At 70.4% G+C, this 24,981-nt stretch carries 27 protein-coding genes and 1 riboswitch; of the genes, 15 read left to right on the forward strand and 12 right to left on the reverse strand.

Features of this window, described 5'->3' with window-relative positions:
* Window positions 1-21: 21 nt before the first annotated feature.
* The 6 genes from A3CQ_RS0129720 to A3CQ_RS54515 form a co-directional block, all read right to left on the reverse strand.
* Window positions 22-1,080: a sensor histidine kinase gene (locus A3CQ_RS0129720; protein WP_084699282.1), complete on the reverse strand. Its 1,059-nt coding sequence runs from the start codon at window positions 1,078-1,080 to the stop codon at window positions 22-24.
* Window positions 1,052-1,720 carry a response regulator transcription factor gene (locus tag A3CQ_RS0129725; RefSeq protein WP_020514599.1) on the reverse strand — a complete coding sequence of 223 codons (669 nt, stop codon included), beginning with the start codon at window positions 1,718-1,720 and terminating at the stop codon, window positions 1,052-1,054. The genes A3CQ_RS0129720 and A3CQ_RS0129725 overlap by 29 nt, the downstream gene beginning before the upstream one ends.
* Window positions 1,721-1,840: 120 nt before the next feature.
* Entirely contained in the window at window positions 1,841-3,064 is a 1,224-nt protein-coding gene (locus tag A3CQ_RS0129730; protein WP_020514600.1) for an ABC transporter permease, read from the reverse strand.
* Window position 3,065: 1 nt separating this feature from the next.
* Window positions 3,066-3,716 (reverse strand): ABC transporter ATP-binding protein, encoded by a 651-nt coding sequence (locus tag A3CQ_RS0129735; RefSeq protein ID WP_026206339.1) that lies wholly within the window; start codon window positions 3,714-3,716, stop codon window positions 3,066-3,068.
* Between the two features lie 5 nt (window positions 3,717-3,721).
* Window positions 3,722-4,774 carry a peptidoglycan-binding protein gene (locus tag A3CQ_RS0129740; RefSeq protein ID WP_020514602.1) on the reverse strand — a complete coding sequence of 351 codons (1,053 nt, stop codon included), beginning with the start codon at window positions 4,772-4,774 and terminating at the stop codon, window positions 3,722-3,724.
* Window positions 4,771-5,370: a hypothetical protein gene (locus A3CQ_RS54515; RefSeq protein WP_063713624.1), complete on the reverse strand. Its 600-nt coding sequence runs from the start codon at window positions 5,368-5,370 to the stop codon at window positions 4,771-4,773. The genes A3CQ_RS0129740 and A3CQ_RS54515 overlap by 4 nt, the downstream gene beginning before the upstream one ends.
* Before the next feature lie 161 nt (window positions 5,371-5,531).
* Here A3CQ_RS54515 and A3CQ_RS0129750 point away from each other — a divergent pair, with 161 nt between their 5' ends.
* Together A3CQ_RS0129750 and A3CQ_RS0129755 are read left to right on the forward strand one after the other, a co-directional pair.
* Window positions 5,532-6,188, forward strand: a complete 657-nt coding sequence (locus A3CQ_RS0129750; RefSeq protein ID WP_020514604.1) for a response regulator transcription factor — start codon at window positions 5,532-5,534, stop codon at window positions 6,186-6,188.
* Window positions 6,185-7,327 (forward strand): sensor histidine kinase, encoded by a 1,143-nt coding sequence (locus tag A3CQ_RS0129755; protein ID WP_020514605.1) that lies wholly within the window; start codon window positions 6,185-6,187, stop codon window positions 7,325-7,327. The genes A3CQ_RS0129750 and A3CQ_RS0129755 overlap by 4 nt, the downstream gene beginning before the upstream one ends.
* A gap of 1 nt (window position 7,328) precedes the next feature.
* Here A3CQ_RS0129755 and A3CQ_RS0129760 read toward each other — a convergent pair whose 3' ends face one another.
* Window positions 7,329-8,210: a DMT family transporter gene (locus A3CQ_RS0129760; RefSeq protein WP_020514606.1), complete on the reverse strand. Its 882-nt coding sequence runs from the start codon at window positions 8,208-8,210 to the stop codon at window positions 7,329-7,331.
* 225 nt (window positions 8,211-8,435) lie between these two features.
* Here A3CQ_RS0129760 and A3CQ_RS0129765 point away from each other — a divergent pair, with 225 nt between their 5' ends.
* Window positions 8,436-9,353: an aminoglycoside phosphotransferase family protein gene (locus A3CQ_RS0129765; protein WP_020514607.1), complete on the forward strand. Its 918-nt coding sequence runs from the start codon at window positions 8,436-8,438 to the stop codon at window positions 9,351-9,353.
* Window positions 9,354-9,524: 171 nt separating this feature from the next.
* Entirely contained in the window at window positions 9,525-10,739 is a 1,215-nt protein-coding gene (gene serA / locus A3CQ_RS0129770) for a phosphoglycerate dehydrogenase (RefSeq protein WP_020514608.1), read from the forward strand.
* Window positions 10,740-10,761: 22 nt separating this feature from the next.
* On the opposite strand, the gene A3CQ_RS61140 is transcribed toward serA, so the two are convergent.
* Both A3CQ_RS61140 and A3CQ_RS0129780 read right to left on the reverse strand, forming a co-directional pair.
* A complete protein-coding gene (locus tag A3CQ_RS61140) occupies window positions 10,762-11,472 on the reverse strand; it encodes a hypothetical protein (RefSeq protein WP_157296508.1) in 711 nt (236 codons plus the stop codon).
* A 729-nt stretch (window positions 11,473-12,201) separates the two neighbouring features.
* Window positions 12,202-12,858, reverse strand: coding sequence for a response regulator (locus tag A3CQ_RS0129780; protein WP_020514610.1), 657 nt, complete (start codon window positions 12,856-12,858; stop codon window positions 12,202-12,204).
* 220 nt (window positions 12,859-13,078) lie between these two features.
* On the opposite strand from A3CQ_RS0129780, the gene A3CQ_RS0129785 reads away from it, so the two are divergent.
* The 4 genes from A3CQ_RS0129785 to A3CQ_RS54520 all read left to right on the forward strand — a co-directional run bounded on the left by A3CQ_RS0129785 (window position 13,079) and on the right by A3CQ_RS54520 (window position 16,534).
* Window positions 13,079-13,594: an AfsR/SARP family transcriptional regulator gene (locus A3CQ_RS0129785; protein WP_020514611.1), complete on the forward strand. Its 516-nt coding sequence runs from the start codon at window positions 13,079-13,081 to the stop codon at window positions 13,592-13,594.
* Window positions 13,595-13,630: 36 nt separating this feature from the next.
* Window positions 13,631-14,215 carry a class I SAM-dependent methyltransferase gene (locus A3CQ_RS0129790; protein ID WP_020514612.1) on the forward strand — a complete coding sequence of 195 codons (585 nt, stop codon included), beginning with the start codon at window positions 13,631-13,633 and terminating at the stop codon, window positions 14,213-14,215.
* A 61-nt stretch (window positions 14,216-14,276) separates the two neighbouring features.
* Window positions 14,277-14,804 (forward strand): MarR family winged helix-turn-helix transcriptional regulator, encoded by a 528-nt coding sequence (locus A3CQ_RS0129795; RefSeq protein WP_157296510.1) that lies wholly within the window; start codon window positions 14,277-14,279, stop codon window positions 14,802-14,804.
* Window positions 14,801-16,534, forward strand: coding sequence for an MDR family MFS transporter (locus tag A3CQ_RS54520; protein ID WP_020514614.1), 1,734 nt, complete (start codon window positions 14,801-14,803; stop codon window positions 16,532-16,534). The genes A3CQ_RS0129795 and A3CQ_RS54520 overlap by 4 nt, the downstream gene beginning before the upstream one ends.
* Window positions 16,535-16,909: 375 nt before the next feature.
* On the opposite strand, the gene A3CQ_RS0129805 is transcribed toward A3CQ_RS54520, so the two are convergent.
* Window positions 16,910-17,683 (reverse strand): GAF and ANTAR domain-containing protein, encoded by a 774-nt coding sequence (locus tag A3CQ_RS0129805; protein ID WP_245577370.1) that lies wholly within the window; start codon window positions 17,681-17,683, stop codon window positions 16,910-16,912.
* A 340-nt stretch (window positions 17,684-18,023) separates the two neighbouring features.
* Here A3CQ_RS0129805 and A3CQ_RS54525 point away from each other — a divergent pair, with 340 nt between their 5' ends.
* The 3 genes from A3CQ_RS54525 (at window position 18,024) to A3CQ_RS0129820 (ending at window position 20,126) form a co-directional block, all read left to right on the forward strand.
* Window positions 18,024-18,476: a hypothetical protein gene (locus A3CQ_RS54525; protein WP_020514616.1), complete on the forward strand. Its 453-nt coding sequence runs from the start codon at window positions 18,024-18,026 to the stop codon at window positions 18,474-18,476.
* A gap of 10 nt (window positions 18,477-18,486) precedes the next feature.
* Window positions 18,487-18,804, forward strand: a complete 318-nt coding sequence (locus A3CQ_RS0129815; protein WP_020514617.1) for a DUF3817 domain-containing protein — start codon at window positions 18,487-18,489, stop codon at window positions 18,802-18,804.
* Between the two features lie 215 nt (window positions 18,805-19,019).
* Window positions 19,020-19,141: riboswitch (cyclic di-AMP (ydaO/yuaA leader) on the forward strand.
* Between the two features lie 58 nt (window positions 19,142-19,199).
* Window positions 19,200-20,126 carry a C40 family peptidase gene (locus A3CQ_RS0129820; RefSeq protein WP_020514618.1) on the forward strand — a complete coding sequence of 309 codons (927 nt, stop codon included), beginning with the start codon at window positions 19,200-19,202 and terminating at the stop codon, window positions 20,124-20,126.
* A gap of 102 nt (window positions 20,127-20,228) precedes the next feature.
* Here the strand turns inward: A3CQ_RS0129820 and A3CQ_RS0129825 are convergent, their stop codons facing one another.
* Window positions 20,229-21,233, reverse strand: a complete 1,005-nt coding sequence (locus A3CQ_RS0129825; protein ID WP_040433189.1) for a sigma-70 family RNA polymerase sigma factor — start codon at window positions 21,231-21,233, stop codon at window positions 20,229-20,231.
* Window positions 21,234-21,806: 573 nt separating this feature from the next.
* Here A3CQ_RS0129825 and A3CQ_RS0129830 point away from each other — a divergent pair.
* Window positions 21,807-22,490, forward strand: coding sequence for an SDR family NAD(P)-dependent oxidoreductase (locus A3CQ_RS0129830; protein ID WP_026206341.1), 684 nt, complete (start codon window positions 21,807-21,809; stop codon window positions 22,488-22,490).
* A gap of 45 nt (window positions 22,491-22,535) precedes the next feature.
* Here the strand turns inward: A3CQ_RS0129830 and A3CQ_RS0129835 are convergent, their stop codons facing one another.
* Complete coding sequence (locus A3CQ_RS0129835; RefSeq protein ID WP_040433191.1) at window positions 22,536-23,237, reverse strand: dTMP kinase; 702 nt, start codon at window positions 23,235-23,237, stop codon at window positions 22,536-22,538.
* A gap of 159 nt (window positions 23,238-23,396) precedes the next feature.
* On the opposite strand from A3CQ_RS0129835, the gene A3CQ_RS0129840 reads away from it, so the two are divergent.
* Genes A3CQ_RS0129840 through A3CQ_RS0129850 form a run of 3 tightly spaced genes read left to right on the forward strand, consistent with a single transcriptional unit; the run spans window position 23,397 to window position 24,974 of the window.
* On the forward strand, window positions 23,397-23,981 hold the full coding sequence (locus A3CQ_RS0129840) for a nucleotidyltransferase (RefSeq protein WP_020514622.1): 585 nt from the start codon (window positions 23,397-23,399) through the stop codon (window positions 23,979-23,981).
* 1 nt (window position 23,982) lies between these two features.
* Window positions 23,983-24,234, forward strand: coding sequence for a hypothetical protein (locus tag A3CQ_RS0129845; protein WP_020514623.1), 252 nt, complete (start codon window positions 23,983-23,985; stop codon window positions 24,232-24,234).
* Complete coding sequence (locus A3CQ_RS0129850) at window positions 24,231-24,974, forward strand: metallophosphoesterase family protein (RefSeq protein WP_020514624.1); 744 nt, start codon at window positions 24,231-24,233, stop codon at window positions 24,972-24,974. Before A3CQ_RS0129845 ends, A3CQ_RS0129850 begins: the two co-directional genes overlap by 4 nt.
* Window positions 24,975-24,981: the final 7 nt, after the last annotated feature.

The raw sequence follows: 24,981 nt of genomic DNA on the forward strand, positions 1-24,981 counted from the left end.
CGGGTACGTGGAGTGAGCGACTCATGACAGGACTGTCATGCGGCCGTCATGGAGGGGCGCGTGGCGCGGGAACTCCATCCGCACGACGGTGCCGCCGCCGGGTGGCGTGCCGAACTCCAGCTTCCCGTTCCAGGACCGGACCACGGCGCCCACCGTGGCCAGGCCGAGCCCGGTGCCCGAGGCGGTAACACCCCACTCCTCGTTGCCCAGTCCGGCCAGCCGGCTGAGGCACTCCGGCGACATGCCCGGGCCCGAATCGGTGACCGTCACTGTCCACGTGTCCTTGGTGCCGTCGCCCTCCACCGAGATGTCATCGCCGAGGTCGGTGAACTTCACGGCGTTCTCCACCAGGCTGTCCACGGCCGCCTTGAGCCGCTCGGGGTTGAACGAGGCGCAGCCGATGGACGAGCACACCGTCCACTGCCGGTCGGCGGTCGGCTTCCAGCGCTCCACGATGGCGATCAGCGCCGCGTCGACGTCCGCCACCTGCCGCACGTCGGCGCCCTCCAGCTGCACCAGCGTCACCAGCCGATGGGTGATCGCGGCGAGCCGGTCGAGCTCCTCGAGCACGATCGAGCTGTCGGCGATCACGGCGGGGTCCTCGGCGGCCGATCGCATCAGCTCGGCGTAGCCGCGAGCCACCGTGATCGGGGTGCGCAGCTCGTGCGAGGCGAGCCTGACGAAGCGGTCCCGCGCCTCGGCCCGCCGTCGCTCGGCCTCGGCCAGCCGGGCGATCTCGACATTCGCCTGCTGGCGGCGGCGGACGTGCCACACCATGACGACGAAGACGGCCGTCATCAGCGGCACCTCGGTGGTCTCCTCCCAGCCGATCACCCCGGCCTGGGCGTGGTGGACCAGCACGTAGCCGGTGGTCACGGCGACCAGGCCGAGCACCCAGAGCATCGCCCGCAGCGGCCACATGACCAGGCCGTACACCACGGAGAGCCCGATCCAGACCAGGTGGAACGGGATGGTCTCGGCGCCGGGCAGCACGTACATGAGCATGAGGTTGATCAGCCCGGAGAAAACCAGCAGCGGTATCAGCAGAGGCCTAACCCGGGACGAAGCGGTAACCGACATTGCGCACCGTTTCCACGCGATCGGGGTCGTCGAGCTTGGTACGCAGGCGGCGCACGTAGACGTCGACGACGTTGCTGCCCGGGTCGAACATCATGCCCCACACGTCGGCCAGCAGCTCCGACCGTGTGCATGCCTGGCCGACCCGCTCCATGAGGTGCCGGAGCAGGAGGTACTCCCGCTGGGAGAGGTCGATCTGGCGGCCGTCGATCAGCACCCGGTGCAGCCGCAGGTCCAGCTGGATCAGGCCGACCGCGAGCCAGCGCCGGTGGGCGCCGGGGGCGGGCGCCCGCATTCGGGTGCGGACCCGGGCCACCAGTTCGGCGACGGCGAACGGCTTGCCGAGGAAGTCGGTGGCGCCGGCCTCGAGACAGGCGACCCGGGCGCCGATCTCGGGCACCGCGGAGAGGACGAACACGCGCTGCCCGGGGCGGGCCCGGACGACCTCGTCGAGGACGGCAGTGCCGTCGAGGTCGGGCAGCATGAGGTCGAGCATGATCAGGTCGAAGTCGATGGCGAAGGCCGCCTCGAGCGCGTCGAAGCCGGTCGCGGCCCGGTCGACCGCGTGCCCCTCGGCTCGCAGGGCCCGCGCCACCAGCCCAGCGATCCGGTCATCGTCTTCCACCACGAGCACCCGCCCCACGGGTCACCTCCGTTGGTGATAACGATGAAAATACGATCCCCATCGATACCGTCGATTCGACCGTTCGGCCCCAGCGAGCGGCCGAACGGTCGAAGTCCACAGTGGGCGGCGTCCCGCCGGTCAGGCCGCGGCCAGCGCCTCCGTCGGTGCCAGCCGGGCCGCCCGGATGGCCGGGTAGAGGCCGGCGATCGCGCCGATCACGACCGTCGCGCCGACGCCGCCGGCCAGCGCCCAGAGCGGCACCACCGTCGGCCAGTCCTGCGACGTCGCGTACGCCCCGGTCACCAGATATCCGAGCAGGACGCCCCCGGCCCCGCCGAGCAGCGACAGGAGCAGCGACTCGGCGACGAACTGCGTCCTGACCTGGCCCTTCGTGGCGCCGAGCGACCGGCGCAGGCCGATCTCGGCCCGCCGCTCCAGCACCGAGATGACCATCGTGTTGGCCACCCCGATCCCGCCGACGAGCAGCGCGACGGCACCGAGCCCGAGCAGCAACGCGGTGAATGTCGCATTCGCGGCGCGGTGGGCGGCCAGGGCGTCGGACGGCCGGGAGACCTTCACCTCGTTCGGGTTCTCCGGGTTCGCCGTGGGCGCCAGCACGGCCCGGACCGCCTCCACCTGAGCCTCGACGGCCCGGGCGTAGACCGTCGTCGGATGGCCGTCGAACCCGAGGTACGTGGCGGCGGCCGCCCAGCCGACGAGGGCCGACGAGTTCAGCTCGGGCGCGAGCGGCACCGGCGCCAGCACCCCGACCACCGTCCACCACCGGCCCTGCATGTAGACGGCCGGCACGTTCCCCAGCCGTCGCGCCGTGTCGGAACCCAGCACGACCGCCGGGTACCGCGCGGTGGCCGCGTTGAGCCACGTCCCACTGGCCAGCGAGGCGCCCACCGTCTTGAGCAGGTCGAGCTGCGCGGCGACCACGCCGATGCCGCCCGTCTGGCCGGCGGGCACCTTGTCGGTGCGGTAGACGTGCGCATCGTCCACCGACGCCGTGGCCGTCGCCGACTGCACCGGGCCGATCCGGCGGATCATCGCGACCGACTCGTCCGGCAGCTTCGCCTCCTTGCCGAACATGGTCTGGCCGGGCGCGACCGTCAGCATGTTGGTGCCAAGCGCCGCCAGCGCGCGATCCAGATCCGCCTGGCTCGACGAGGAGATCCCGACCACCGCGGTCATCGCCGCGATGCCGATCGCGATGCCGAGGGCCGACAGCACCGCGCGCAGCGGCCGGGCGCGCAGGCCGGTGCCGCCGAGGCGGAGCAGGTCCGACGGCCGCAGCCGGGCCGGTCGCAGCGAGACCGCGGTCCGTTCCGGCGGCGGCAGGACCGTCACGTCGGACATCTCAGACCACCTCCCCGTCCCGCATCGGCACCTGCCGCGGCAATCCGTCGGCGATCTCGTGGTCGTGGGTGATGACCAGCACCGTCGTGCCGCTCGCGTTCAGCTCGCGCAGCAGCTCGACCACCCCGGCGCCGGAGACCGAGTCGAGGTTCCCGGTCGGCTCGTCGGCGAGCAGCACGGCCGGGTCCCCGGCGACCGCGCGGGCGATCGCGACCCGCTGACGTTCGCCGCCGGAGAGCTCGTGCGGACGGTGGGTGAGCCGATCACCCAGGCCGACCCGGACGAGGGCGGCCTCGGCGCGCCACTCACGCTCCTTCTTCGGTACGCCGGCATAGAGCAGCCCGTCCGCCACGTTGGCGACCGCGTTCCGGCCCGGCGCCAGGTGGAACTGCTGGAACACGAAGCCGATCCGCCGCGCCCGCAGCGCCGACAGCTGCCGGTCGGAAAGCGTCGCGACGTCGTGCCCGTCGATCTTCACGGTGCCCTGGGACGGGCGGTCCAGCGTGCCGATGAGGTGCAGCATCGTGGACTTGCCCGACCCCGACGGGCCGACGATCGCGACCAGCTCGCCGTACTCGACGGCCAGGTCGACCGAGCGCACGGCGGTGACCCCGCCGGGGTAGGACTTGGTGACGCCGGAGAGCTCGATCACCTGGCTCATACCGGCATCCCGACCTTCATGCCGGCGGTCAGGCCGTCCCCCGATATCTCGACCTTGCCGTCGGCGAAAAGGCCGGTCTCCACCGCGACGATCTTGGTGGTGCTGCCGTCGACCACCTGGACGCCGTAGCCGCCCTCGGCCAGCGCGAGCAGCGCCGAGACCGGCACGGTCAGCACGTCCTTGCGCTCGGAGGCGGTGAAGCCGACGGAGACCGCCGCGTCGTCCAGGCCCTTGGGCGCGCCGGAGAACGCGATCGTCACCTCGATCAGCGTGGTGTCCTCCTGGTCGCCCTGGCCCTCCTGCACGGTCGTGCCGACCTTGACGATCCTGCCGGGGACCTGCTTGCCGTCGGGCATCCCGACCTGGACGGTCGCGCCCTGCTTGGCGAGGCGCTGCGAGTCCATGGTCAGGTCGACGGTGGCAACCAGAGCTGTGCCGGTGTACTTGAGGATCTCGCCGCCGGCCGAGGCGCCGTTCTCCGAGCTGATCGAGTCGACCCGGATGGACGTCGGCGCGTACCAGATCTGGCTTGTCTCCACCGCGCCGGTCTCGGTCAGGCCGAGGTCGTCCTGCCAGTCCTTGACCGCGTCGGCGGTGGCCGACGTGTACTTGTTGTCGACCGTGAAGCCGCGATAGCCGAGTGCCCAGAGGTTCTTCTCGAGCTGCCGTACGTCGTCACCCTTGACCCCGGTCCGCAAGGTCCGGTAGGCGGGCAGTGTCCCGTACAACAGCACGATGGGTTTGTTGTCGATCTTGTAGAGGGCCTTGCCGCGACCGATCGTGGCGCCGGTGGCCGGCAGCCAGGTGACCGTGCCGCTGCCGCGGGACGAGAGCGTGGTGGTGCTGCCGTGACCGAGGGTGCCGTCGTGGCTCTCCCGGTCGATCAGGGTCTCCTTGACGATGTCGGCCGTGTTCGCCACCGTGCTCCCGCTCGACGAGCCGCTGCTGCTGCTCTCGGCGTCCGGAAGGTTGAAGATGGTGACCGCGGCGGCCACCGCACCGACCGTCACGACTCCGGCGACCACGCCGGCGGTACGTCGCTTGTTCATGCCACCCGCCCCTGGTTCGTGGTGCCACCGTTGCCGCTGCTGCCGCCGCCGTCCGAGTGCTGCTCGGTGTGCTTCTCGCCCTTCGGCGCGTACTTCGAGCAGGCCTTCTCGGCCTTGTCGAAGGTCGGGTCGCCCGGGCCGGTGCCCAGCTTCTGCGAGTCGATCGCGATCCCGCCGTCCGGGTTCGGGTCGGGGAAGTTCGGGACGCCGTTCTCCCGCATGCACTTGGCCATGGCGCGGGCCTGCTCGAGCTCCTCGGCGCTCGGCTTGCGCATCGCGCCGCCGTTGGGCAGGTACTTCTTGCACGCCTCCTGGGCCGCCTCCATCTTCTTCGGGTCGGTGCCCTTCGGGATCGCGACCGACATCTTCCCGTTGCTCGGGTCGGGGAACCACGGCAGACCGTGCTCCCGCATGCACTGCGAGAACTTCAACGGGGCGTCCGGGTCGTCCGACGGGGTCGCGCTCGCACTCGGGCTCGCCTTGGGCCCGCCGGACTGCGCGCTGGCCACCTGCGGATCGTTGGTCCCGGTACGCGCGCACGCGGCCGGCCCGAGGGCCAGCATCAGGGCGAGCACCGCGACCGTTCGGGTTCGCATGGTCGTCTCCTTCGTGATCAGCGGCGGCTTGACCACCGCCGCGGAACTCGGCGGCGGCCCGGCGGCCGCCACGGGACGAAGTACAGCGATCGACCGGTTTCCCCGCCGTCACGGAAAAACGTGACGGCGAGGTGACACGCGCGCGGGGCACCATGGAGGGCATGCGGATCCTGGTGGTCGAGGACGAGCCACTGCTCGCCGACGCGGTGGCGCAGGGCCTGCGGCACGAGGCGCACGCGGTCGACGTGGCGTACGACGGCGGGGCCGCCCTCGAGCGCATCGACGTCAACGACTACGACGTGGTGGTGCTCGACCGCGATCTGCCCACCGTGCACGGCGATGACGTTTGCCGCTATCTCGGCGAAAACGGGCACGAGGCACGCGTCCTGATGCTGACGGCCGCCGCCGGCATCGACGACCGGGTCGCCGGGCTCGCCCTCGGCGCCGACGACTACCTGCCGAAACCGTTCGCCTTCCGCGAGCTGTCGGCCCGGGTCGCCGCCCTCGGCCGCCGCGCCCGCCCCGCGGCGCCCCCGATCCTGCGCCGGGCCGGCATCAGCCTCGATCCGCACCGCCGCGAGGTGCACCGCGACGGCCGCTACGTCCCGCTCTCCCGCAAGGAGTTCGCCGTGCTCACCGAGCTGCTGCGCGCCGACGGCACCGCGGTCTCCGCCGAGACGCTGCTGGAGAAGGCCTGGGACGAGAACGCCGACCCGTTCACCCACGCCGTCCGCATGACGATCCTCAAGCTGCGCCGCAAGCTGGGCGACCCGCCCGTGGTGCTCACCGAGCCGGGAGTGGGGTACCGGATCCCATGAGACTCACCGTTCGCACCCGGCTCACGCTCGTCTACGGCGGCCTGTTCGTGCTGGCCGGCATGGTGCTGCTCGGCGCCACGTACATCCTGGTGCAGCAGCGCCTCCCGATGGCGACCGCCGGCGAGTCGTTCGCCGGCGCCGGCCCCGAGAACAACACGTTCGGCACCGGCGGCGTGGCGGCCGAGCCCAAGTTCGTGCAAAGGGTGGTCGACGGCACCCAGAACACCGCGCTGCACACCCTGCTCACCCAGGGCCTCATCGCGCTGGCCGTGGTCAGCGCGGCCGCGATCGCGCTGGGCTGGCTGGTCGCCGGCCGCATGCTCCAGCCGCTGCACCAGATCACCGCGACCGCCCGCCGCATCGCCGCGGCCCCGCCCGACGCCGACCGCGGCCTGCACGAGCGGATCGCCCTGACCGGCCCGAAAGACGAGATCACGGAGCTGGCCGACACCTTCGACGTCATGCTCGACCGCCTCGACCATTCCTTTGACGGCCAGCGCCGCTTCATCGCGAGCGCCTCCCACGAGCTGCGCACGCCGCTGACGCTCAACCGCACGCTGCTGGAGGTCGCGCTGGCCGCGGAGTCGCCCTCGGACGAGGTACGCCAGCTCGGCACCACGCTGCTGGCGATCAACGACCGGCACGGCCGCCTCATCGACGGCCTCCTGCTGCTGGCCCAGTCCGACCGCCCGGTGACCGAGCGTTCGTACGTCGACCTGGCCGACATCGTCGACCACGTGGCCGTCTCCGACACGGTCAAGGTGATCGCCGAGCCGTACGAGGCGACCGTGGCCGGCAATCCCGTGCTCCTTGAGCGCCTGGTGCAAAACCTGGTGGAGAACGGCGAGCGGCACAACATTCCGGTCAACGGCTGGATCCGCGTCCACACGTTCTCCCGCCCCGACGGCTGGGTCGTGCTCGAGGTGAGCAACTCGGGCCCGGCGATCCCCCGCTACGAGGTGCCCGGCCTGTTCGAGCCGTTCCGCCGGCACAACGCCGAGCGCACTCACTCCCCCGGCGCCGGCCTGGGCCTGTCCATCGTCCGGGCCATCGCCCGCGCCCACGGCGGCGACGTCCGGGCCGAGGCCCGCGACGAGGGCGGCCTGACGGTGACCGTGACGCTGCCCCGGGCCGTGTGAGTCAGTGCTCGGTGAGCTCCGGCAGCCGGGTGCCGAAATCAGGGTCCGGGTCCGCGATTGCCGCGGGAACGGGAGCGGCGGTACGGCGGGAGAGGCCGATCACGCCCAGGGTCATCACAACCGCGGCCAGGGCGACCACGGTCAGCCCGGTGGCGCCGAACCGGAAGCTCTCGTCGAAGAGCAGGACACCGGCGATGGCGGCCACGATCGGGTTGGTCACGCTCACCGTGGCCAGCGGGGTGGCCAGGCCGGCGCCGCGGTAGGAGAACTGGCTCAGCAGGTAACCGCCCAGCGACAGCAGCACCACCATGCCGGTGAGGAACAGCGAGACGGCGCCGGCCCCGTCGTCGAGGAACGCCGCCAGCAGACCCTTGGAGAGGACCGAGCCGATGCCGAAGGCCACCCCCGCCGCCGCGGCCAGCATCGCGGCCCGCCAGCGGGCGGAATGCGCGACCGCGGCGACCGTGGTGAGGGCGGCGACGACGGCCAGGGTCAGGAACGAGACGTAGCGGCCGGCGGTCTCGCTGAGCAGGACCGGCTCGGTGGACTCGACCGAGAGCGACATGATCAGGGCCAGGCCGGCGACCGTGAGGCCCGCGTCGATCCAGGCCGGGATGCTGATCCGCTCGCGGTAGCGCAGCGCGGAGATCGGCAGGGCGAACAGCAGGGTCAGCGTGCCGAGGGCCTGCACCACGGCGACCGTGCCGAAATTGAGCGCGATGACGTGCAGAACGACGCCGCCCGCGGTCAGCAGCAGCGCGACGGCCCAGCGGGTCAGGCCGCGATGACGGTGCTCGGCCAGCCGCTCCTGAGCGACGGCCGCACCGGCATAGCTCGCCGCCGACAGGATCGACAGAGCAACAGCCCAACCAAGCGACCCCATGGACACCCCCGCTTTCGAGCTTGCCTCACCGACCCACCGGTCAGCCTCGCGAAATCTCAGTATTTAGGCGTCATCCCGGAGACGTAAAAGATCCGTACGTCAGGTGTAGTACCTCCGGCCGAACAGCGCGAGTGCTGGGGATCTTCCCGGCAGTCCGGAATGTGACTCACCGGCCGGGGGAAATCTCGAGTGCCGACGGCCGGGCGCTCTGCCACGATCGAGCGCATGACTGAGGCGGCGAGGGTCCGGATCGGCTGGCGCGACCTGCCCGAGGCCGTCCGATCCCGGGCCGAGGAGATCATCGGCGACGGCCGCGTAGTGACGGCCGACTCGCAGGCCGGCGGCTTCTCCCCCGGCACCGCCGACCGGGTCGTGACCGATTCCGGTCGCCGCGCCTTCGTCAAGGCCGTCACCCCTGCGATCAACGAGCGCTCGGCCGAGCTCGCCCGGCAGGAGATGCACATCACCGCGGCGATCCCCGGGCACGCGCCCGTCCCCCGCATGCTGGGCGGCTTCGACGACGGCGAGTGGGTGGTGCTGGTCCTCGAGGACATCGACGGCACCCACCCGCGTACGCCCTGGGTGGAGAGCGAGATCGACGCGGCCGTGACGGCTCTCGCCGAGCTTGCCGCCGCGGTCACCCCCTCACCCGTGCCCGGCGTGCCCTCCGCGTTCGACGCGATCTCCGGCGATTTCGCCGGCTGGAGCAACCTGGCCGCCGACCCTCCGGCCGACCTCGACCCCTGGATCGCCGGGCACCTGCCCGGCCTGCGGGCCGCCGCCGAGCGGGGCCTCGCCGCGCTGGCGACCGGCGAGACGCTCGTGCACTGCGACATCCGCGCCGACAACCTGCTGATCCGGCCGGACGGGCGGGTCGTGGTGATCGACTGGCCGTGGGGCTGCGTCGGCCCTGCCTGGCTCGACCGGCTGCTGCTCGGGATCGACGTGCTGACCAAGGGCGGCGACCCGGCCCGGGTGTTCGAGGGCATCGATCCGGGCGTGGTCACCGACGTCATCGCCGGGGTGGCCGGCATGTTCGAGCACGTGTGCCGCCTGCCCCCGCCGCCCGGTATCCCCACCGTGCGCGCCTTCCAGCGGTCCGGGGCCGAGGCCCTGCGCCCGTGGCTGCGCGAGCACCTCTGATCTGAGAACGGCGCATAGCCGTACTCACCACCGGGCGGTTACGGCCGTCGCACCAGATGGGAGGTCCGGCACACTCGGCCGGGCCGCGCCCGGCCCCGCACTAGGCTGGGACTTCTGGGCTTCGGCGTGGCGGCCCGGACCGGCCAAGACACACACACGGAACGGAACAAGATGATCGACCAGGCCAAGGTGCGAGTCCTCCTGTTGGAGAGCATTCACCGCGATGCGGTGTCCCGGCTCGAGGCCGAGGGATACCACGTCGAGTCCGTCCGCAATGCCCTGGACGAGTCCGAGCTCCTCGAGCGCATCCCGGGCGTGCACCTGCTGGGGATCCGCTCCAAGACCAAGGTGACGGCGAAGGTGCTCGAGGCCGCCGACAGCCTCGTGGCGATCGGCGCGTTCTGCATCGGCACCGACCAGATCGACCTGCCCGCGGCGTCCGCGGCCGGTGTCGCGGTCTTCAACGCGCCCTTCTCGAACACCCGCTCGGTGGTCGAGCTCGCGATCGCCGAGATCATTTCGATGACCCGCCGCCTCACCGAGAAGAACGCGCTCATGCACGAGGGCGTCTGGGACAAGTCGGCCGACGGCGCGCACGAGATCCGCGGCCGCCGGCTGGGCATCGTCGGCTACGGCAACATCGGCACCCAGCTCTCGGTGCTCGCCGAGAACCTCGGCCTGCACGTCTCCTTCTACGACACGGCCGACAAGCTGGCGCTGAGCAACGCGCATCGCTGCGCCTCGCTGGAGGAGCTGCTCGAGACGTCCGACATCGTGACGCTGCACGTCGACGGCCGGCCGGGCAACGCCGGGTTCTTCGGCGCCGAGCAGTTCAAGCGGATGCGCCCGGGCGCGCTGTTCCTCAACCTGTCGCGCGGCATCGTGGTCGACCACGTGGCGCTGCGCGACGCGCTGAGCAGCGGTCACATCGCCGGTGCCGCGGTGGACGTGTTCCCCAAGGAGCCCAAGGGCCGCGGCGACGAGTTCGTCTCCGAGCTGCGCGGCCTGCCCAACGTCATCCTCACGCCGCACATCGGCGGCTCGACCGAGGAAGCGCAGTCCGACATCGGCGATTTCGTGGCCAACAAGCTGGCCCACTTCGTCGCGGACGGCAACACGACGCTGAGCGTGAACCTGCCGGGGGTGGCCCTGCCCGAGCAGTCCGGCATGAGCCGGATAGTGCACGTCCACATCAACACGCCCGGCGTTCTCGCGAACGTCAACAGCATCCTGGCCAAGCACCACGTGAACGTGGAGGGCCAGTTGCTGAGCACCCGCGGCGAGTACGGCTACCTGATCACCGACATCAGCGGCGGCTACAGCGACGAGGTGCTCGACCAGCTGCGCGGCATGGAGCAGACGGTCCGCCTGCGGGTGCTGTCCTGACCTGAGCCGGCAACCGCCCGGGTCACGCGTTCTCCACGGTGAGCGACGTGATTCGGGCGCCGGCCGTCACGTCGTAGCGGTTGGTGGTGTCCCAGCCCTTCGGGGTCAGCGTCGAGCCGGCCGCCACGTTCTTGAGCGTCCGCGACCCGGCGATCACCGTCTGCGCCCCGCCGCCCACCTTGATCCGGATCGGGTTGTCGGCCGGGGACTTCAGGATCAGCGAGTCCACGGCGCCATTGATCTTCAGCGGTACGGTGCCGATCGGGCGGGCGAGGGTCAGCTGAGCCTGCTTCATGCCGGCGACCATCTCGATGCCGCTGACCTGGCCCCCGCTGACGTCGATCACCTGCTTCTCGGCGTACCCGGAGAAGCGCAGCTGCCAGCGCACCTTGGCCGCCAGCACGACCTCGATCTCCCCGCCGGTGCCGTCGCCGTCCTTGGTCACCTGCAGGGTCACCGCGTCGTTGCGGATGGTCGGGTTGGGCAGGATGCCGGCATCGTCCGGAGTGGAGATCCGGTACAGGTCGTCGCCGAGCTCACCGATCGTCACGTGCACGGTGTTGGCGCCGGCGAGCAGCTCGAAGCTGGCCGTGCTGCGGTTGTCCAGCGGCGCGCTGACCGTCCGGCCGTTCGCGGTCTGGCCGGCGCCGAGCTGCAGCACCGAGTCGATGTCGTCGTCGGAGCCGGAGAAGTAGGCGACACCGGCGATCGAGCCGAGCACGAGAACGATCACGCTGAGCAGGACGATACCGACGGTGACGCCGCGGGACTGCCGCGGCGGGAGGGTGGCGGGGGGACGCTCGGCGATCCGATTCTCGCCGGACGGCCCGCGCAGGGAGTCGATCGGACCGCGCGGGGATTCGGCGGCAATACGATGCGAGCCGGACGGCCCGCGCAGGGAGTCGACCGAACCGCGCGGCGATTCGACGGCGGTCCGATGCGACCCCGACGGGCCGCGCAGCGAATCGACCGCGACGCGATGCGATCCCGACGGCCCGCGCAGCGAATCGACGCCCCCGGAAACCCGCTCCGACGGGCCGGGATCGAGCCGGGCGGGCGGCGGCCAACTGGGCGATACAGGCTCCGGCGGCCCATCTCGGCGCGGGGAGATCGGCCCCGCGGTGAATCCGAACGAGGCCCGTCCGGTCCCCTGCGGTGTCCCCGGCCCGTACTCCGGAGCCGGCGATTCGTCGGGTGAGGACGCGGGTGTGAAAGCCGGTGGCATCTCCGTACCCTCCGTGAACCACGACCCACCGGTCGTAGCCTCGGCCGGCGGATGAGCGACCGGCCGGCGATAAAGCGTGTCCCCACGCGAGTCGGTCACCGCCACATCGGACGGCGCGGCGTCAGCTGCTACCCGGTCCACGGTTCTCCCCTGTCGCAATGCCGGCCACCCGGCTACCCCGCCAGAGGTACGTATTTGAAGTTCTTCCGGATGAGTGCTGCCGAGAACTACTTAGCGTCACTGCCGGCCGGGCCGGATCAGCCCCCGCCGGGTGGCGATCGCGACCGCCTCGAGCTGGCTGTGCGCCCCGAGTTTGGCCAGCACAGCCTTCACGTAGCCGCGGCATGTGTGCAGGCTGATGCCCAGTCGCCGGGCGATCGCGCGAGCGTCCAAACCGGCCGCCATCAGATGCAGCACCTCGTCCTCCCGCACGGTGAGTCCACTGCTACGTGGAGCGACCGCGGGGGACGTGCTGCGCAGCAGCCGGGCGAGGATGTCGGTCGAGACCGTCATGCCGCCGCCGTGCGCGGTGCGTAGTGCGTTCAGAACGTCACCGAGCGCGCCGTTCTTGGAAAGGAAGCCCGCGGCGCCGGCCGCGGTGGCCCGCCCGACGAGCGCGCCCTCATCGCTGGCCGTGAGGATCACCACACGGGTGTCGGGCTGCCGCACCCGGATCAGCTCGGCGATGGCGATACCGTCCGCATCGGACAGATCGGGATCAAGCAGGATCACGTCGGGGCGTAGCTGGGCCGAGAGCTGAAGCGCCTCCGCGCCGGTGCGCGCATGCCCCACGTACTCGAGGTCGGGCTGGCCCGCCAGAGCGTGCCCGAGCAGCTCGGCGAACGTCTGGTGGTCGTCGACGACGAGGACGCTGATCGCTTCGCCGTGTTTCATGCGCCACCTTTCAAACCGAACGGACCTCGGAAGTCTAAGGAGTACCTGCCCTGAACTTTGCCCTACCAACAGGCTGCCGCGGCGACGGGCCGGATCCGTTGCGCCGGTACACCCGACAGAAGGATGAGGCCAAGCGGTCGCGATCACCAGTCTTTCGGTTGAGTTGACCCCTAGCATTGGGCCTTGCCGGTCAACTTTGCCAGACGCAGAGTTTCCATTCATGTTCGACATCCAGCTCTTCGGCCGCATCGAGGTTCGTACCCGGGGCGTGCGCCTCTCGGGCGCCGACTTCGGTGGCGACCGGCCACGCCACGTGCTCGCGCTGCTCGCGCTGCGTGGCGAGGTGTCCATCTCGGAGCTGGCCGACGTGCTCGGCACGACCAAGAAGTCCGTCGAAGCCGACTTGTCGGTTCTTCGGGATCGCCTCGAGCCCGGCATCAATCCCCGCGAATCGGTCATCACCGCGCATCGCGGCCGCCTGCGGCTCGACCCCGAGCGGGTCCGGGTCGACGTGGCCCGCTTCGATGAGCTGATCGCCGCCGCCGCGGGCCGCCCGGCCGATCGGGCCGTGAAACCGCTCACGGCCGCCGCCTTCCTCGCCACCCGCCCGCTGCTGGCCGACGAGGACGAGCCGTGGGCCGCCGAGCTGCGCAACGAGTACCGCGCGAAGCTCGTGATCGCCCGGCGTCCGGCGGTGGAAGTAGCGGCCACGGCCGCGGAGGTCACGGTTATTTAGCGCGCGCCGCTCCGGTCGCAAGCGCAGAATCGCCGGGTGCTGACCACGCTGCTCCCGGTGCCGCTCGCCCCCGAGATCTCGCTGCATCTGGTCGATGGCCCGGTCGGCCTCTTCGACCTGACCGGCGGCGAGTTCCGCAGCGACCGGCCCCCGCCGTTCTGGGCGTTCGTCTGGGCCGGCGGCCAGGCTCTGGCCCGATACGTGCTGGACCATCCGGGCGAGGTGCGGGGAAAGACCGTCCTGGATCTCGCCACCGGCTCGGGAGTAGCCGCGATTGCCGCGGCCAAGGCAGGCGCGGCCGCGGTCGGGATCACCGACATCGACCCCGACGCGATCGCCGCCGCCCACCGCAACGCGACGGCCAACAACGTCACGCTGAGCGACCACGTGGAGGACCCCGACGTGATCCTGGCCGGCGACGTCTTCTACTCCCCGACCGTGGCCGAGCAGATGACCGCGCGCCTGCGGGCGGAAAAAGGGCGATCGGTCCTGGTTGGCGACCCCGGCCGGGGGTATTTCCCAGAGCGGCTGTTCGAGCCCGTGGCGGAGTACACGGTGCCGGTCCCCGTCGCGCTCGAGGAGGCTGAGACACTCACGACCACCGTGTGGCGCATGCGATGAGCGTCACGTTCTGTGGCCCGAACCGGTGAATGCTTTCACCACACAACAAGTTGTACGCTGCATGCATCCAACGAGCCTGCAGGGGCAAGAAGTGCACATACCGGACGCCGTCACCACGAGCGCGAAACCCGAGGCGCGGCTGGCCGACGAGATCATGCGGTTCTTCCGGCTGGGCGCGCGGGCCAAGGGCATGCTCAACAGCGGAGACCTGGGTGCTGAATTCTCCGCGTTGATGCTGCTGTTCCCGCTGTGCTTCCTCGGCCCGATGCGCGTGACCGATCTCGCCGAGGCCAAGCAGGCCGACCCGTCCACGGTCAGCCGCCAGGCCGCCCAGCTGGTCAAGGCCGGGCTGGTCCGCCGCGAGGCCGACCCCGAGGACGGGCGTGCCTCTCGCCTGGCGATCACCGAGGCCGGCCTGTCCGCCTGCCGGCGGCTGCACGAAGCCCGCGAGGCGTTCCTCGCCGAGGTGCTCGGCAGCTGGCCGGCCGAACGCGTCGAGGCGTTCGTCGAGCTCTTCATCGAATTCAACACCGCGGTCGAGGCGCGCCTGCGCATTCCGGCCGAGACACCTCAACGGGAGAACGCGTGAGCAACCCCTCTACCACCGCGCCGCCTGCCGCCGGCTCCGCGGACTTCACCCACCGCCAGATCCTCGCGGTTCTCGGCGGCCTGATGATGGGCATGTTCCTGGCCGCGCTGGATCAGACGATCATGGCGACCGCGACCCGGACCATCGCCGACGACCTGCGCGGCTTCGACCTGCAGGCCTGGGCCACCACGGCGTTCCTCATCACGTCGACGATCTCCACGCCGCTGTACGGCAAGCTGTCCGACATCTACGGCCGGCGGCCCTTCTTCCTGTTCGCGATCGGCATCTTCGTCGTCGGCTCGATGCTCTGCGGCCTGTCGCAGAACATGTACGAGCTGGCCGCCTTCCGCGCGATCCAGGGCATCGGCGCCGGCGGCCTGATGTCGATGGCGCTGGCGATCATCGGCGACATCGTGCCGCCCCGCGAGCGAGCCCGTTACCAGGGCTTCTTCCTCGCCGTGTTCGGCACCGCCAGCGTCATCGGCCCGCTGCTCGGCGGCTTCTTCGCCGGCCAGGACTCGATCCTCGGCATCACCGGCTGGCGCTGGATCTTCTACCTGAACGTGCCGGTCGGCATCGCCGCGATGGCCGTGGTGGCCCGCGTGCTGCACCTCCCGCACCACCGCACCGACCACCGGATCGACTGGCCCGGCGCGGTCGCCCTGATCGTCGGCCTCGTGCCGTTGCTGACCGTGGCCGAGCAGGGCCGCGACTGGGGCTGGGACTCGCCGCGCGCGTTCGCGTGCTACATCATCGGCGCGCTGGGCATCGCCGCGTTCCTGTGGGCCGAGCGGGCGTACGGCGACGAGGCACTGCTGCCGCTGCGCCTGTTCCGGAACAGGACGGTCGCGGTCGGCTCGATCTCCAGCACGATCATCGGTATGGCCATGTTCGGCGGCCTGCTGACCGTCCCGCTGTACCTGCAGATCGTGAAGGGCTCCACGGCCACCGAGGCCGGCCTGCAGATGATCCCGTTCGTGATCGGCATCATGGCCGGCTCGATCGCCGCCGGCCAGCTCATCGCCCGTACCGGCCGCTATCGGATCTTCCCGATCATCGGCAGCACCCTCATGGTGGCGGCGCTGGCCCTGTTCGCCATGATCGGCGCCGACACCCCGCTCTGGAAGACCATGCTGATCATGGTGCTGATGGGCCTCGGCCTGGGCGGCAACATGCAGCCGATGATCACGGCGGTGCAGAACGCGGTCAACCCGCGCGAGATCGGCGTCGCCACCAGCTCGGTCACGTTCTTCCGCTCGATGGGCGGCACGCTCGGCACGGCAGTCTTCCTGTCCGTGCTGTTCAACGTCGTCGGCGACAAGATCGCGTCGGCCTACCGGGCGGCTCAGGGAACGGCGGCCTTCCAGCAGTCGGTGGCGGCCGACCCGAGCCAGCTGCGGACGCTCCAGCAGGCGCAGGGCGGCAACGCCCTGAATGACACGTCCTTCCTCGAGAAGCTCTCGTCGGTCGTCTCGCACCCGTTCAAGGTCGGCTTCTCGGACGGCATCCAGGTCGTCTTCATCCTGGCCGCCGCGGTCATGGTGATCGGCCTGATCGTGGTCTTCTTCCTGCCCGAGGTCCCGCTCTCCAAGCGCTCGGCCCAGCAGCAGCGAGCCGACGACATCCTGGCCGCCGAGAACAGCAACGGCGTCCCCGGCGAGGTCGGCGCCGGCCCCCTGCGCGACCAGGCCGACCCGGTCCCGGCCGGCAAGGACGGCTCCACCCACTAAAGACCAAGATCAAGCCCCTGCTCCCGTACGCCGGGAGCACCGTCCCCACCGAGCCGGGCCGCACCCGCGGCCCGGCTCGACCGCGCTCGGGACGTTCGGTCGCGTTCGGCGGCCCAGTCAGGCCCAAGCGATACGGGCGGCCGCGTTCGGACGCCCGGTGAGGTCTAAGCGCTGCCGACGGCCACGGGCGAAGGCGCCCGGTCAGACCCAAGCGATGCGGGCGGCCGCGTTCGGACGCCCGGTGAGGTCTAAGCGTTGCCGACGGCCACGGGCGGAGGCGCCCGGTCAGGCCCAAGCGATACGGGCGGCCGCGTTTGGACGCCCGGTGAGGTCTAGACGTTGCCGGCGGCCACGGGCGGAGGCGCCCGGTCAGGCCTAGGCGTTGCGGGCGGCTGCGGCGATCAGGCGGTCGGCCACGGCGCGGCGGTCGAGGCCTAGGCGCTGGGCGGTCTCGCTGAGCACGTCGTAGGCCTCGCGGACGCCGCACCCGCGCTGGGCGATGATCACGCCGACCGCGCGGTCCACGACCGCGTCGGTGCTGGTCTCGTCGCGCCGGCGGAGCTCGCCGAGGAGCACCTCGGCCTGGTTGACCAGGGCCATGGCGGTCAGCAGCAGGTCGGGCACGAGGCCGCCCGAGCCGTCCCGATAGAGGCTGACCGCGCCCACCTCGGCCCTCGGCACGTCCAGCGGCACGGCCACCACCGAGCGGACTCCCTCGGCGCGGGCCGGCTCGGCCAGCGCGGGCCAGCGGTCGTCGGTGGCCAGGTCGGTGACGGTGATCAGCGCACGGGTGCGGGCCGCGTCCAGGCCGGGACCGGTGCTCAACGCGTACTGGAGCTCGTCGACGCCCTCGCCGCACGGCCCGGAGGCGGTGCAGGTGAGCGGCCCGCCCTCGCCGATGAGCGCGACCGAACAACGCACCGTGCCCGGCACCGCCGCCACGACGAACGACGCCAGGCGCTCGAGCGCCGCGTCGAAGCCCTCGGCGCCGAGCAGACGCACCGACAACTCGTGCAGCAGCCCGGCGAGTTCGATCGCGTGCGGCCCGCTGAGGGCGGCCGGACGCGCACCACGAGTCCGCGCGGGACGGCTCAGCACGCGGCCGGGGCCACGCTTGGGTGCAGAAATCCGGCGATTCTGGGCAGGCACGCCGGGCATCCTGCCATGACCATCGACAAACACGGAAGTTCGATGCCCCTACCGTGTGGTGTCGCCGGAAACAGTTCGCCGCCCCCGGGATGACCCGGGGGCGGCGTACGAGATGTCGGTGTGCATGTCGCCTCGCGGCGAAAGGCACGACACGGCTCCAGCCGAACGGTATTCCGTGAAGGCAAAGTGGTGAGGCCCGGGGACACTGAACACACCGACATCTGCTCTCAACTGTCGGCCCCCGACCATGATTCCGTTAGCCGATGTGACCCCCGCCACAGCCGCCGGGACGCCCGGCCGCGCCGACGGTTGCCTAACGTGCGCCGGTACTCTCGTGGGCATGAAGGGGCTGTGGACGCCGGCGTGGATAACGCGGCACGTCCTGGCGCTCGTCGCGATCGCGGGCTGCCTCGCGCTGGGCTGGTGGCAGTTCAGCCGCGCCAGCGGGGGTAACACGCTGAGCTGGGGCTACACCTTCGAGTGGCCGGTCTTCGCGGGGTTCTTCGCGTTCCTCTGGTTCCGCGAGGTGCAACTGGCCCGGCACCCACCCCGGCCGCCCTCCGACGACGCCGAGCCCGACGATGCCGCCGGCCCCGGCGCCAGGCCGCAACGGCTCCCAGGCGCGCCTGTTACGGTCGGCCGGCCGGTGCGGATAGCCGTCGCGCCGCCGCCCGACGAGGACGACCCCGAGCTGGACGCGTACAACGACTATCTCGCCTGGCTGGCGGCCCACCCCGGCGCCGGGCCGGCCGACTACCGTCGCCATCAGAGCAAGCAGAGTTCGACGAAATAGGACGTGCATCGTGCAGGGAGCGCTCACCCGTTATCGGATCATCGCGTGGATCGTCGGCGTCTGCCTGCTCACGCTGGTCCTGGTCGGCATGCCGCTGAAGTACCTCGGCGACAACGACACCGTGGTCGCGATCGTCGGCCCGCTGCACGGCTTCCTCTTCATGGTCTACCTGGTGCTGACCTTCGATCTCTCGCGCCGGGCCGGCTGGCCGTTCCTGCGGATGATCCTGGTCATGGCGGCCGGCACGATCCCCTTCCTCTCGTTCTGGGCGGAGCGTAAGGTCACCAACGCGTGGGTTCCCGCGGAGCTGGCGAAAAGTCCAGTTTGAGCGTCGAAATAACCCGCGGTCTTCGTCGAATGACAATGCGTTATCGGGATCAAAGACGCATATCTGGCCTTTTCCTTAAATCCCGTGCAGAGACCTTGATTTTGTTTTCCGCGCCGATAGGTTAATGCGGTTGGTCCGGTCCGCAGCCACAACCCTCGGTGGCGCCGGCCAACGCCGCCGAATCGGCGCGGCGTTCCCGCTGCCCTCCCCCGGGGTGGCGCGTGGCGTCGCGGCAGAGCCGGGGAACCGCGTTTCTGGGGTGAATCCGCGTCAGCGGTAAGGCCTTCTTCCCGCCTGAACCCGTCAGCTAACCCGGTAGGCGGCCTAGCGGAAGAAAGGCCAGCACACCCGTGCCAACCCCCCGCACGAGGCTTCGGGCTCTCGTGGTCGCGGCCATGGCGTTCGCGATCACTGGATCCGTGGCGACCGCGGCACACGCGGCGCCGTCCGAGAGCGAGCTCAAGAAGCAGATCGAGACCGCGTCGAACCAGCTCGAGGACATCACCGAGTCGTACAACAAGCTCAACATCGACCTGAAGAAGACGGCCGGCGACCAGAAGGCGCTGCAGGCCTCGCTCGGGCCGGCCAAGGCGAAGCTCGTGGTCGCCGAGGCCCAGGTGAACTCCATCGCCGCCCAGGCGTACATGCAGGGCCGCGTCGGGCCGATGAGCGCGCTGCTGGGCAACCAGCAGGGCGGCCTGGTCGAGAAGATGAGCTACCTCGAGATGATCAACCGCTCCAACCAGCGGGACATCGACGACTACACGGCGACCACGCAGAACTTCAACGACCGTCAGGCCGCCCTGAAGACCACTCAGGCCAAGCAGGCGGCGCAGCTGAAGGCGATGGACACTCGCAAGAAGACCATCGAGGCGAACATCAAGAAGCTGCGCGCCATGCGTGAGCAGGCGTTCGGCAGTGCGACCGAGACCGGTGTCGCGGGCGCTGCCGGCCCGGCGCCGGCCATCTCCGGCAAGGCCGGCATCGCCGTCGACTTCGCGTACGAGCAGGCGAACAAGCCGGCCTACTACGGGTACGGCGACGCCGGACCGAACACCTTCGACTGCTCCGGCCTGACCATGGCGGCCTGGGCGAAAGCCGGGAAGTCACTGCCGCACAACGCGGCCGCGCAGTACAGCGCCACGGCCCGCATCAGCAAGTCACAGCTTCAGCCGGGCGACCTGGTGTTCTATCGAAGTCTCGGGCACGTCGGCCTGTACGTCGGCGGCGGCATGATCATCGACGCGTCCCGCGAGGGCGAGCCGATCAAGAAGAGGTCGATGAACATCATGACCCCGTACGGCTACGGACGCGTCAAGTAGCTCCGGACGCAGTGAAGGCCGGTACCCGATCGGGTACCGGCCTTTCTCGTCTCGGCGGGGAGATGTTGTTTGTCAGGCGGCCTGTTTGTCAGGCGGCTTTGCCTAGGCGGCGGCGAGACCCTCGGCCCGGGCCAGCTCACGCAGCCGGCCGAGCGCCTGGATCTCGAGCTGGCGGATCCGCTCGCGGCTGAGCGAGAAGCGGGACGCCACCTCGGTCAGCGAGTGCTCGCGACCGTCCTCGAGGCCGTACCGCGCCCGCATGATGCCGGCCGACCGGTCGTCGAGGTGGTTGAGCAGGCCCTCGATCCGCTGGCGCTCCAGCGCGGTGAGCACGATCTCCTCCGGGGAGGGAGCGTCGCTGTCGGCCACCAGGTCGCCGAGGTTGGTGTCGCCGTCGTCGCCGACCGGAGTGTCCAGGGAGACCGTGTCCTGAGCCCAGCGGGTGAGCTCGTTGACGCGCTCCACGGTCACGCCGAGCGCCGCCGCGATCTGGTCGGGCTCGGGGTCGGCGCCGAGCTCGCGAACGAGCTGGCGAGTGACGTTGCGCATGCGGTTGACGTCCTCGACCAGGTGCACGGGGAGGCGCACGGTGCGCTCCTGCTGGGCGATGGCCCGGCTGATCGCCTGCCGCACCCACCACGTCGCGTACGTCGAGAACTTGTAACCGCGCTCATAGTCGAACTTCTCGACCGCGCGCACCAGGCCGGTGTTGCCTTCCTGGATGAGATCGAGCATCGGCATGCCGGACCGCACGTAACGACGCGCGATCGACACGACCAGTCGCAGGTTCGCCCGGATGAACAGATCCTTCGCCCGCTGGCCCTCGTGCATGATCCGCTCGAGCTCCTCGCGGCTCACACCGCGCGGCGTCTCACCCTCGTCGAGCAGGAACTCCGCGTAGAGGCCCGCCTCGATCTGCTTGGAGAGATCGACCTCCTCGGCCGCGCTCAGCAGTGGCGTCCGGGAGATCTCGTGCAGGTAGACGCCGACAAGGTCGCGCTCCTCGGCGACCTGATCGGTCCGCATCACGGTGTTCTTCTCCACGTTGCCCACGGTCCCCTCATTGCCATCACTACTTACCCCGCTACGGGCAAACCCTGTGTTCATCAGTTCCTCCCCGTAACGTCCGCAGTTCGCACATTGCGGTTACTGGCATCTACACAACAAATGACTGGTCGCACTGATTCCGGCTGGTGGGTCGAAAGTGTCACGAATGCCTGAGTGATAGCTGAGAGCCGCATGCGATGTTGCTGAGGAGGGCCCCCGTCACGGCATTCACGCGCCGCAGCCGCCGTCGGTCGCGCAGCAGAACGCATACCCGCGTTGGTCTCAATGACACCATCGGCCCCTCATCCGTCGCAGCGACGGGCATCACCACCGGCCTTGGGACACTCGTCACTACCCAGTACGCGTGTCCGGCTTCCCGGGTTCACGTGCAGCATCGACAGCTTCGCGACCGGCCTGAAACAAAAACCTCATCAAAAAGATCCCGAGGTGCTCCACCGAACGGGACCACCTGCCACAATGCGGCACACGGCGCCATAGTTCACTCGCCCGCACGGGTGACGCCCGTGCAGGTGAAGGCTCCTTTGGTAACTGTTCGCAAGCACCAGGCCATCGTCCGGTGAGCGTGACGAAAACCACACCGTCCGGCGCGGATGAACGGGCAGAGTGATCTCCATGCGGAGCGGACGGACGGTCTTCGTCTCGGGCGGTGCGGGCGGGCTCGGGGCGGCCACGGTGGCGGCTTTCGTGGACGAGGGATGGCGGGTGGTGGCCCCGGTGCGGCCCGGCCGGACGGCGCCGGAGGGCACGGAGCCGGTCGAGGCCGACCTTTCGAGTGAGACGGACATCACTGCCGCGATGGCCGTCGCGGCGGGCGATTCCGCGGCGCCGCTGCGCGCGGTGGTCAATCTCGCCGGGGCGTACGGCGGGGGCGGGCTGGTCGCGGAGACGCCGGTCGCCGAGTTCGAGCGGCTGATCGCCGTCAATCTGCGCCCCACCTATCTGGTGACGGCCGCGGCGCTGCCGCACCTGGTGGCGGCCGGTGGCGGCGGGATCGTCTGCGTGTCGTCGCGGGCCGCGCTGTCGCCGTGGCCGGGCGCGGCCGGCTACATCACGGCGAAGGCGGCGGTGCTGGCCTTCGCCAACGCGGTCGCCGTCGAGTACCGCAAGCAACACGTCCGGTGCAACACCATCGTGCCCAGCGTCATCGACACCCCGGCGAACCGGCGGGACATGCCGGACGCCGACTTCGCCCGCTGGGTCAAGCCCGAGGAGATCGCGCCGACGATCCTCTTCCTGGCCTCGGACGCGTCGGCGCCGACGACCGGCGCGACGATCCCGGTCTACGGCCAGGCCTAGCGGGCCGCGCTCGGCGGCCCGGCCTCAGAGGGACGCGGCCCGCCCTCATAGGGACTCGGCCAGTTGGTAGCCCAGGGCGGTCGCGCCGGCCAGCAGCGGGCCGCCGGCCAGGATCATCGTGCGGACCCGGGAACGGGCCGGGGTGACCGGCGCCGGGATCGGCAGGTGGGCACGGATCTCGGCGGCCACCTTATCGGGGGTGGCGTTGGCGTCGATGACGACGAAGCCGGCGTACTCGGGGAGCGAGCGGTAGGCGACGGCGGCGGCTGCGAGATAGTCGGTGCTCTCGTGGTCGTAGCCGCGGGCCTCGATGCGGTCGTGGGCGACCTGCGGGTCGACGTCCAGGTAGAACGTCACGTCCGGACGCGGGAACAGGCGGTAGGCCAGGCGGGCGCGGCGCTCGGCGGCCGGGCGGGCGGCCCGGGCGCGCAGACTCGCGTACTGGCAGACGGCGTACCGGTCCATGACCGTGATCTCGCCGGTGAACGCCCGCCGGAGAAGCGTGCGCAGGATGGCCAGCCACCGCAGGACCGACTCGACGAACAGCATCGCCCGCCGGCCGAGCAGGTCTTCCGCGTCGTCGCCCTTGCCGAGCCGGGCCGCGAGACGCCCGAACCAGCGGCGGCCGCCCGCGTTACGGCGGTAGGAAGCCTTCAACCCCTCGGCCGCCAGGGCGTCCGCGAGCCGGTGGGCCTGGGTCGTCTTTCCCGATCCGTCGATGCCAACCAAGGCGATAGTTCGGGTCATGTCTACCAACGGTAACCGGAGCTGCCCACACCGTTTCACAGCAACGGTGCTCACTTCGTACGAAAATGGGGTCAAGCCTTTGATTTGGTGTGAGATTCAAGGCGTTGCGGGTCGGGTACGGGTTACCGACACGGACCGGAGCGAAACAGGGAGACGCCCATGCCGCACCACGTGGACGCCGGGCTGGCCATCACACTCAAGCGGGTGGCCTCCACGCTGAAGACGGCCGATATCCCTTTCGCGCTCGGCGGCAGCTTCGCCGTCTACGCGCACGGCGGCCACTCGAGCGACCACGACGTCGACTTCCTGCTGCGTGAGCAGGACAAGGAGCAGGCGCTCAAGGCGCTCGCGGCGGTCGGCTTCCGCACCGAGCAGCCGCCCGAGGACTGGCTGGTCAAGGTCTACGACGAGGATCGGATGGTGGACCTCATCCACCGGCCGGTCGAGACGCCGGTCACCGACGAGACCCTGGCCGACACCGAGGTGATCTCGGTCGAGGCGATCAGCATGCCGGTGATCTCGGCGACCCAGCTGATGATCCACAAGCTGCTCAGTTACAGCCAGCACTACTGCGACTTCGCCACCGGCTTCCCGGTGGCGCGCTCGCTGCGAGAGCAGATCGATTGGGTACGCGTCCGGCGCGAGACGGCCACGTCGCCGTACGCCGAGGCGTTCCTGATCCTGCTCGACCGGCTGGACGTCGTCCCCCTCGAGGGGGACGAACCGATGAGGGTAGGGGGATGAGATGAGTACCCAGCTCGACGAATACCTGGAAGCCGAGATCCAGAGCCTGCTCACCGACGGCCGGATCGCCGAGCTCGGCATCACCGTCCACCGTCGCGAGCATCAGCTGGTGCTCGGCGGCGAGGTGGAGAGCCCGCTGCGGCGGGACGAGATCTGCCGGCAGATCAACTCTCGCTTCCCCGATGTCGAGATCGTCTGCGACATCGGCATCACCCGGGCCGACGCGCCCAGCGAGGTGGAGGAAATTTCATGATCCGGATCGCCGCCGTGGGCGACGTGCACGTGGACAAGGATGTCCTGGGCCGCTTCCGGCCGGCCCTCGAGGAGCTGCCCGACCGGGCCGACGTGCTGCTGGTGGCCGGCGACCTGACCCGGCACGGCACGGTCGAGGAGGCGCGCTGTTTCGCCACCGAGTTCGGCGGCCTCGGCGTGCCGGTCGTGACGGTCCTCGGCAACCACGACCACCAGAGTGACCTGCAGTCGCGGGTCACCGAGGTGCTCACCGAGTCGGGCATCACCGTGCTCGAGGGCGACGCGACCGTCCTCGAGCTGCACGGCCACCGGCTCGGCGTGGCCGGGGTGAAGGGTTTCGGCGGTGGCTTCGCGGGTGCCTGCGCCAGCAACTTCGGCGAGCGCGAGATGAAGGACTTCGTGGGCACGACCGAGGTGGTCGCCCGGAAGCTGCAGGACGCCCTGCTGTCGGTGCAGGCGGATGCCCTGGTGGCGCTCACGCATTACGCCCCCGTGCCGGACACGCTGCTCGGCGAGCCGCTGGAGATCTATCCGTTCCTCGGGTGCTACCAGCTCGGACGGGCGATCGACGCCGCGCCGACCGCGCTGGCGCTGCACGGGCACGCGCACCACGGCGCGGAGCGGGGACGCACGCCGGGCGGGGTGCCGGTGCGCAACGTGGCCCACCCGGTCATCAAGCAGGCGTACAACGTGTACCAGCTGCTCTCCGAAGATGTCGATCTCGAATTGGTCGCCACCTGACCAGGTT

Source organism: Paractinoplanes globisporus DSM 43857 (assembly GCF_000379645.1).
GTDB classification, from domain to species: Bacteria; Actinomycetota; Actinomycetes; order Mycobacteriales; family Micromonosporaceae; genus Actinoplanes; species Actinoplanes globisporus.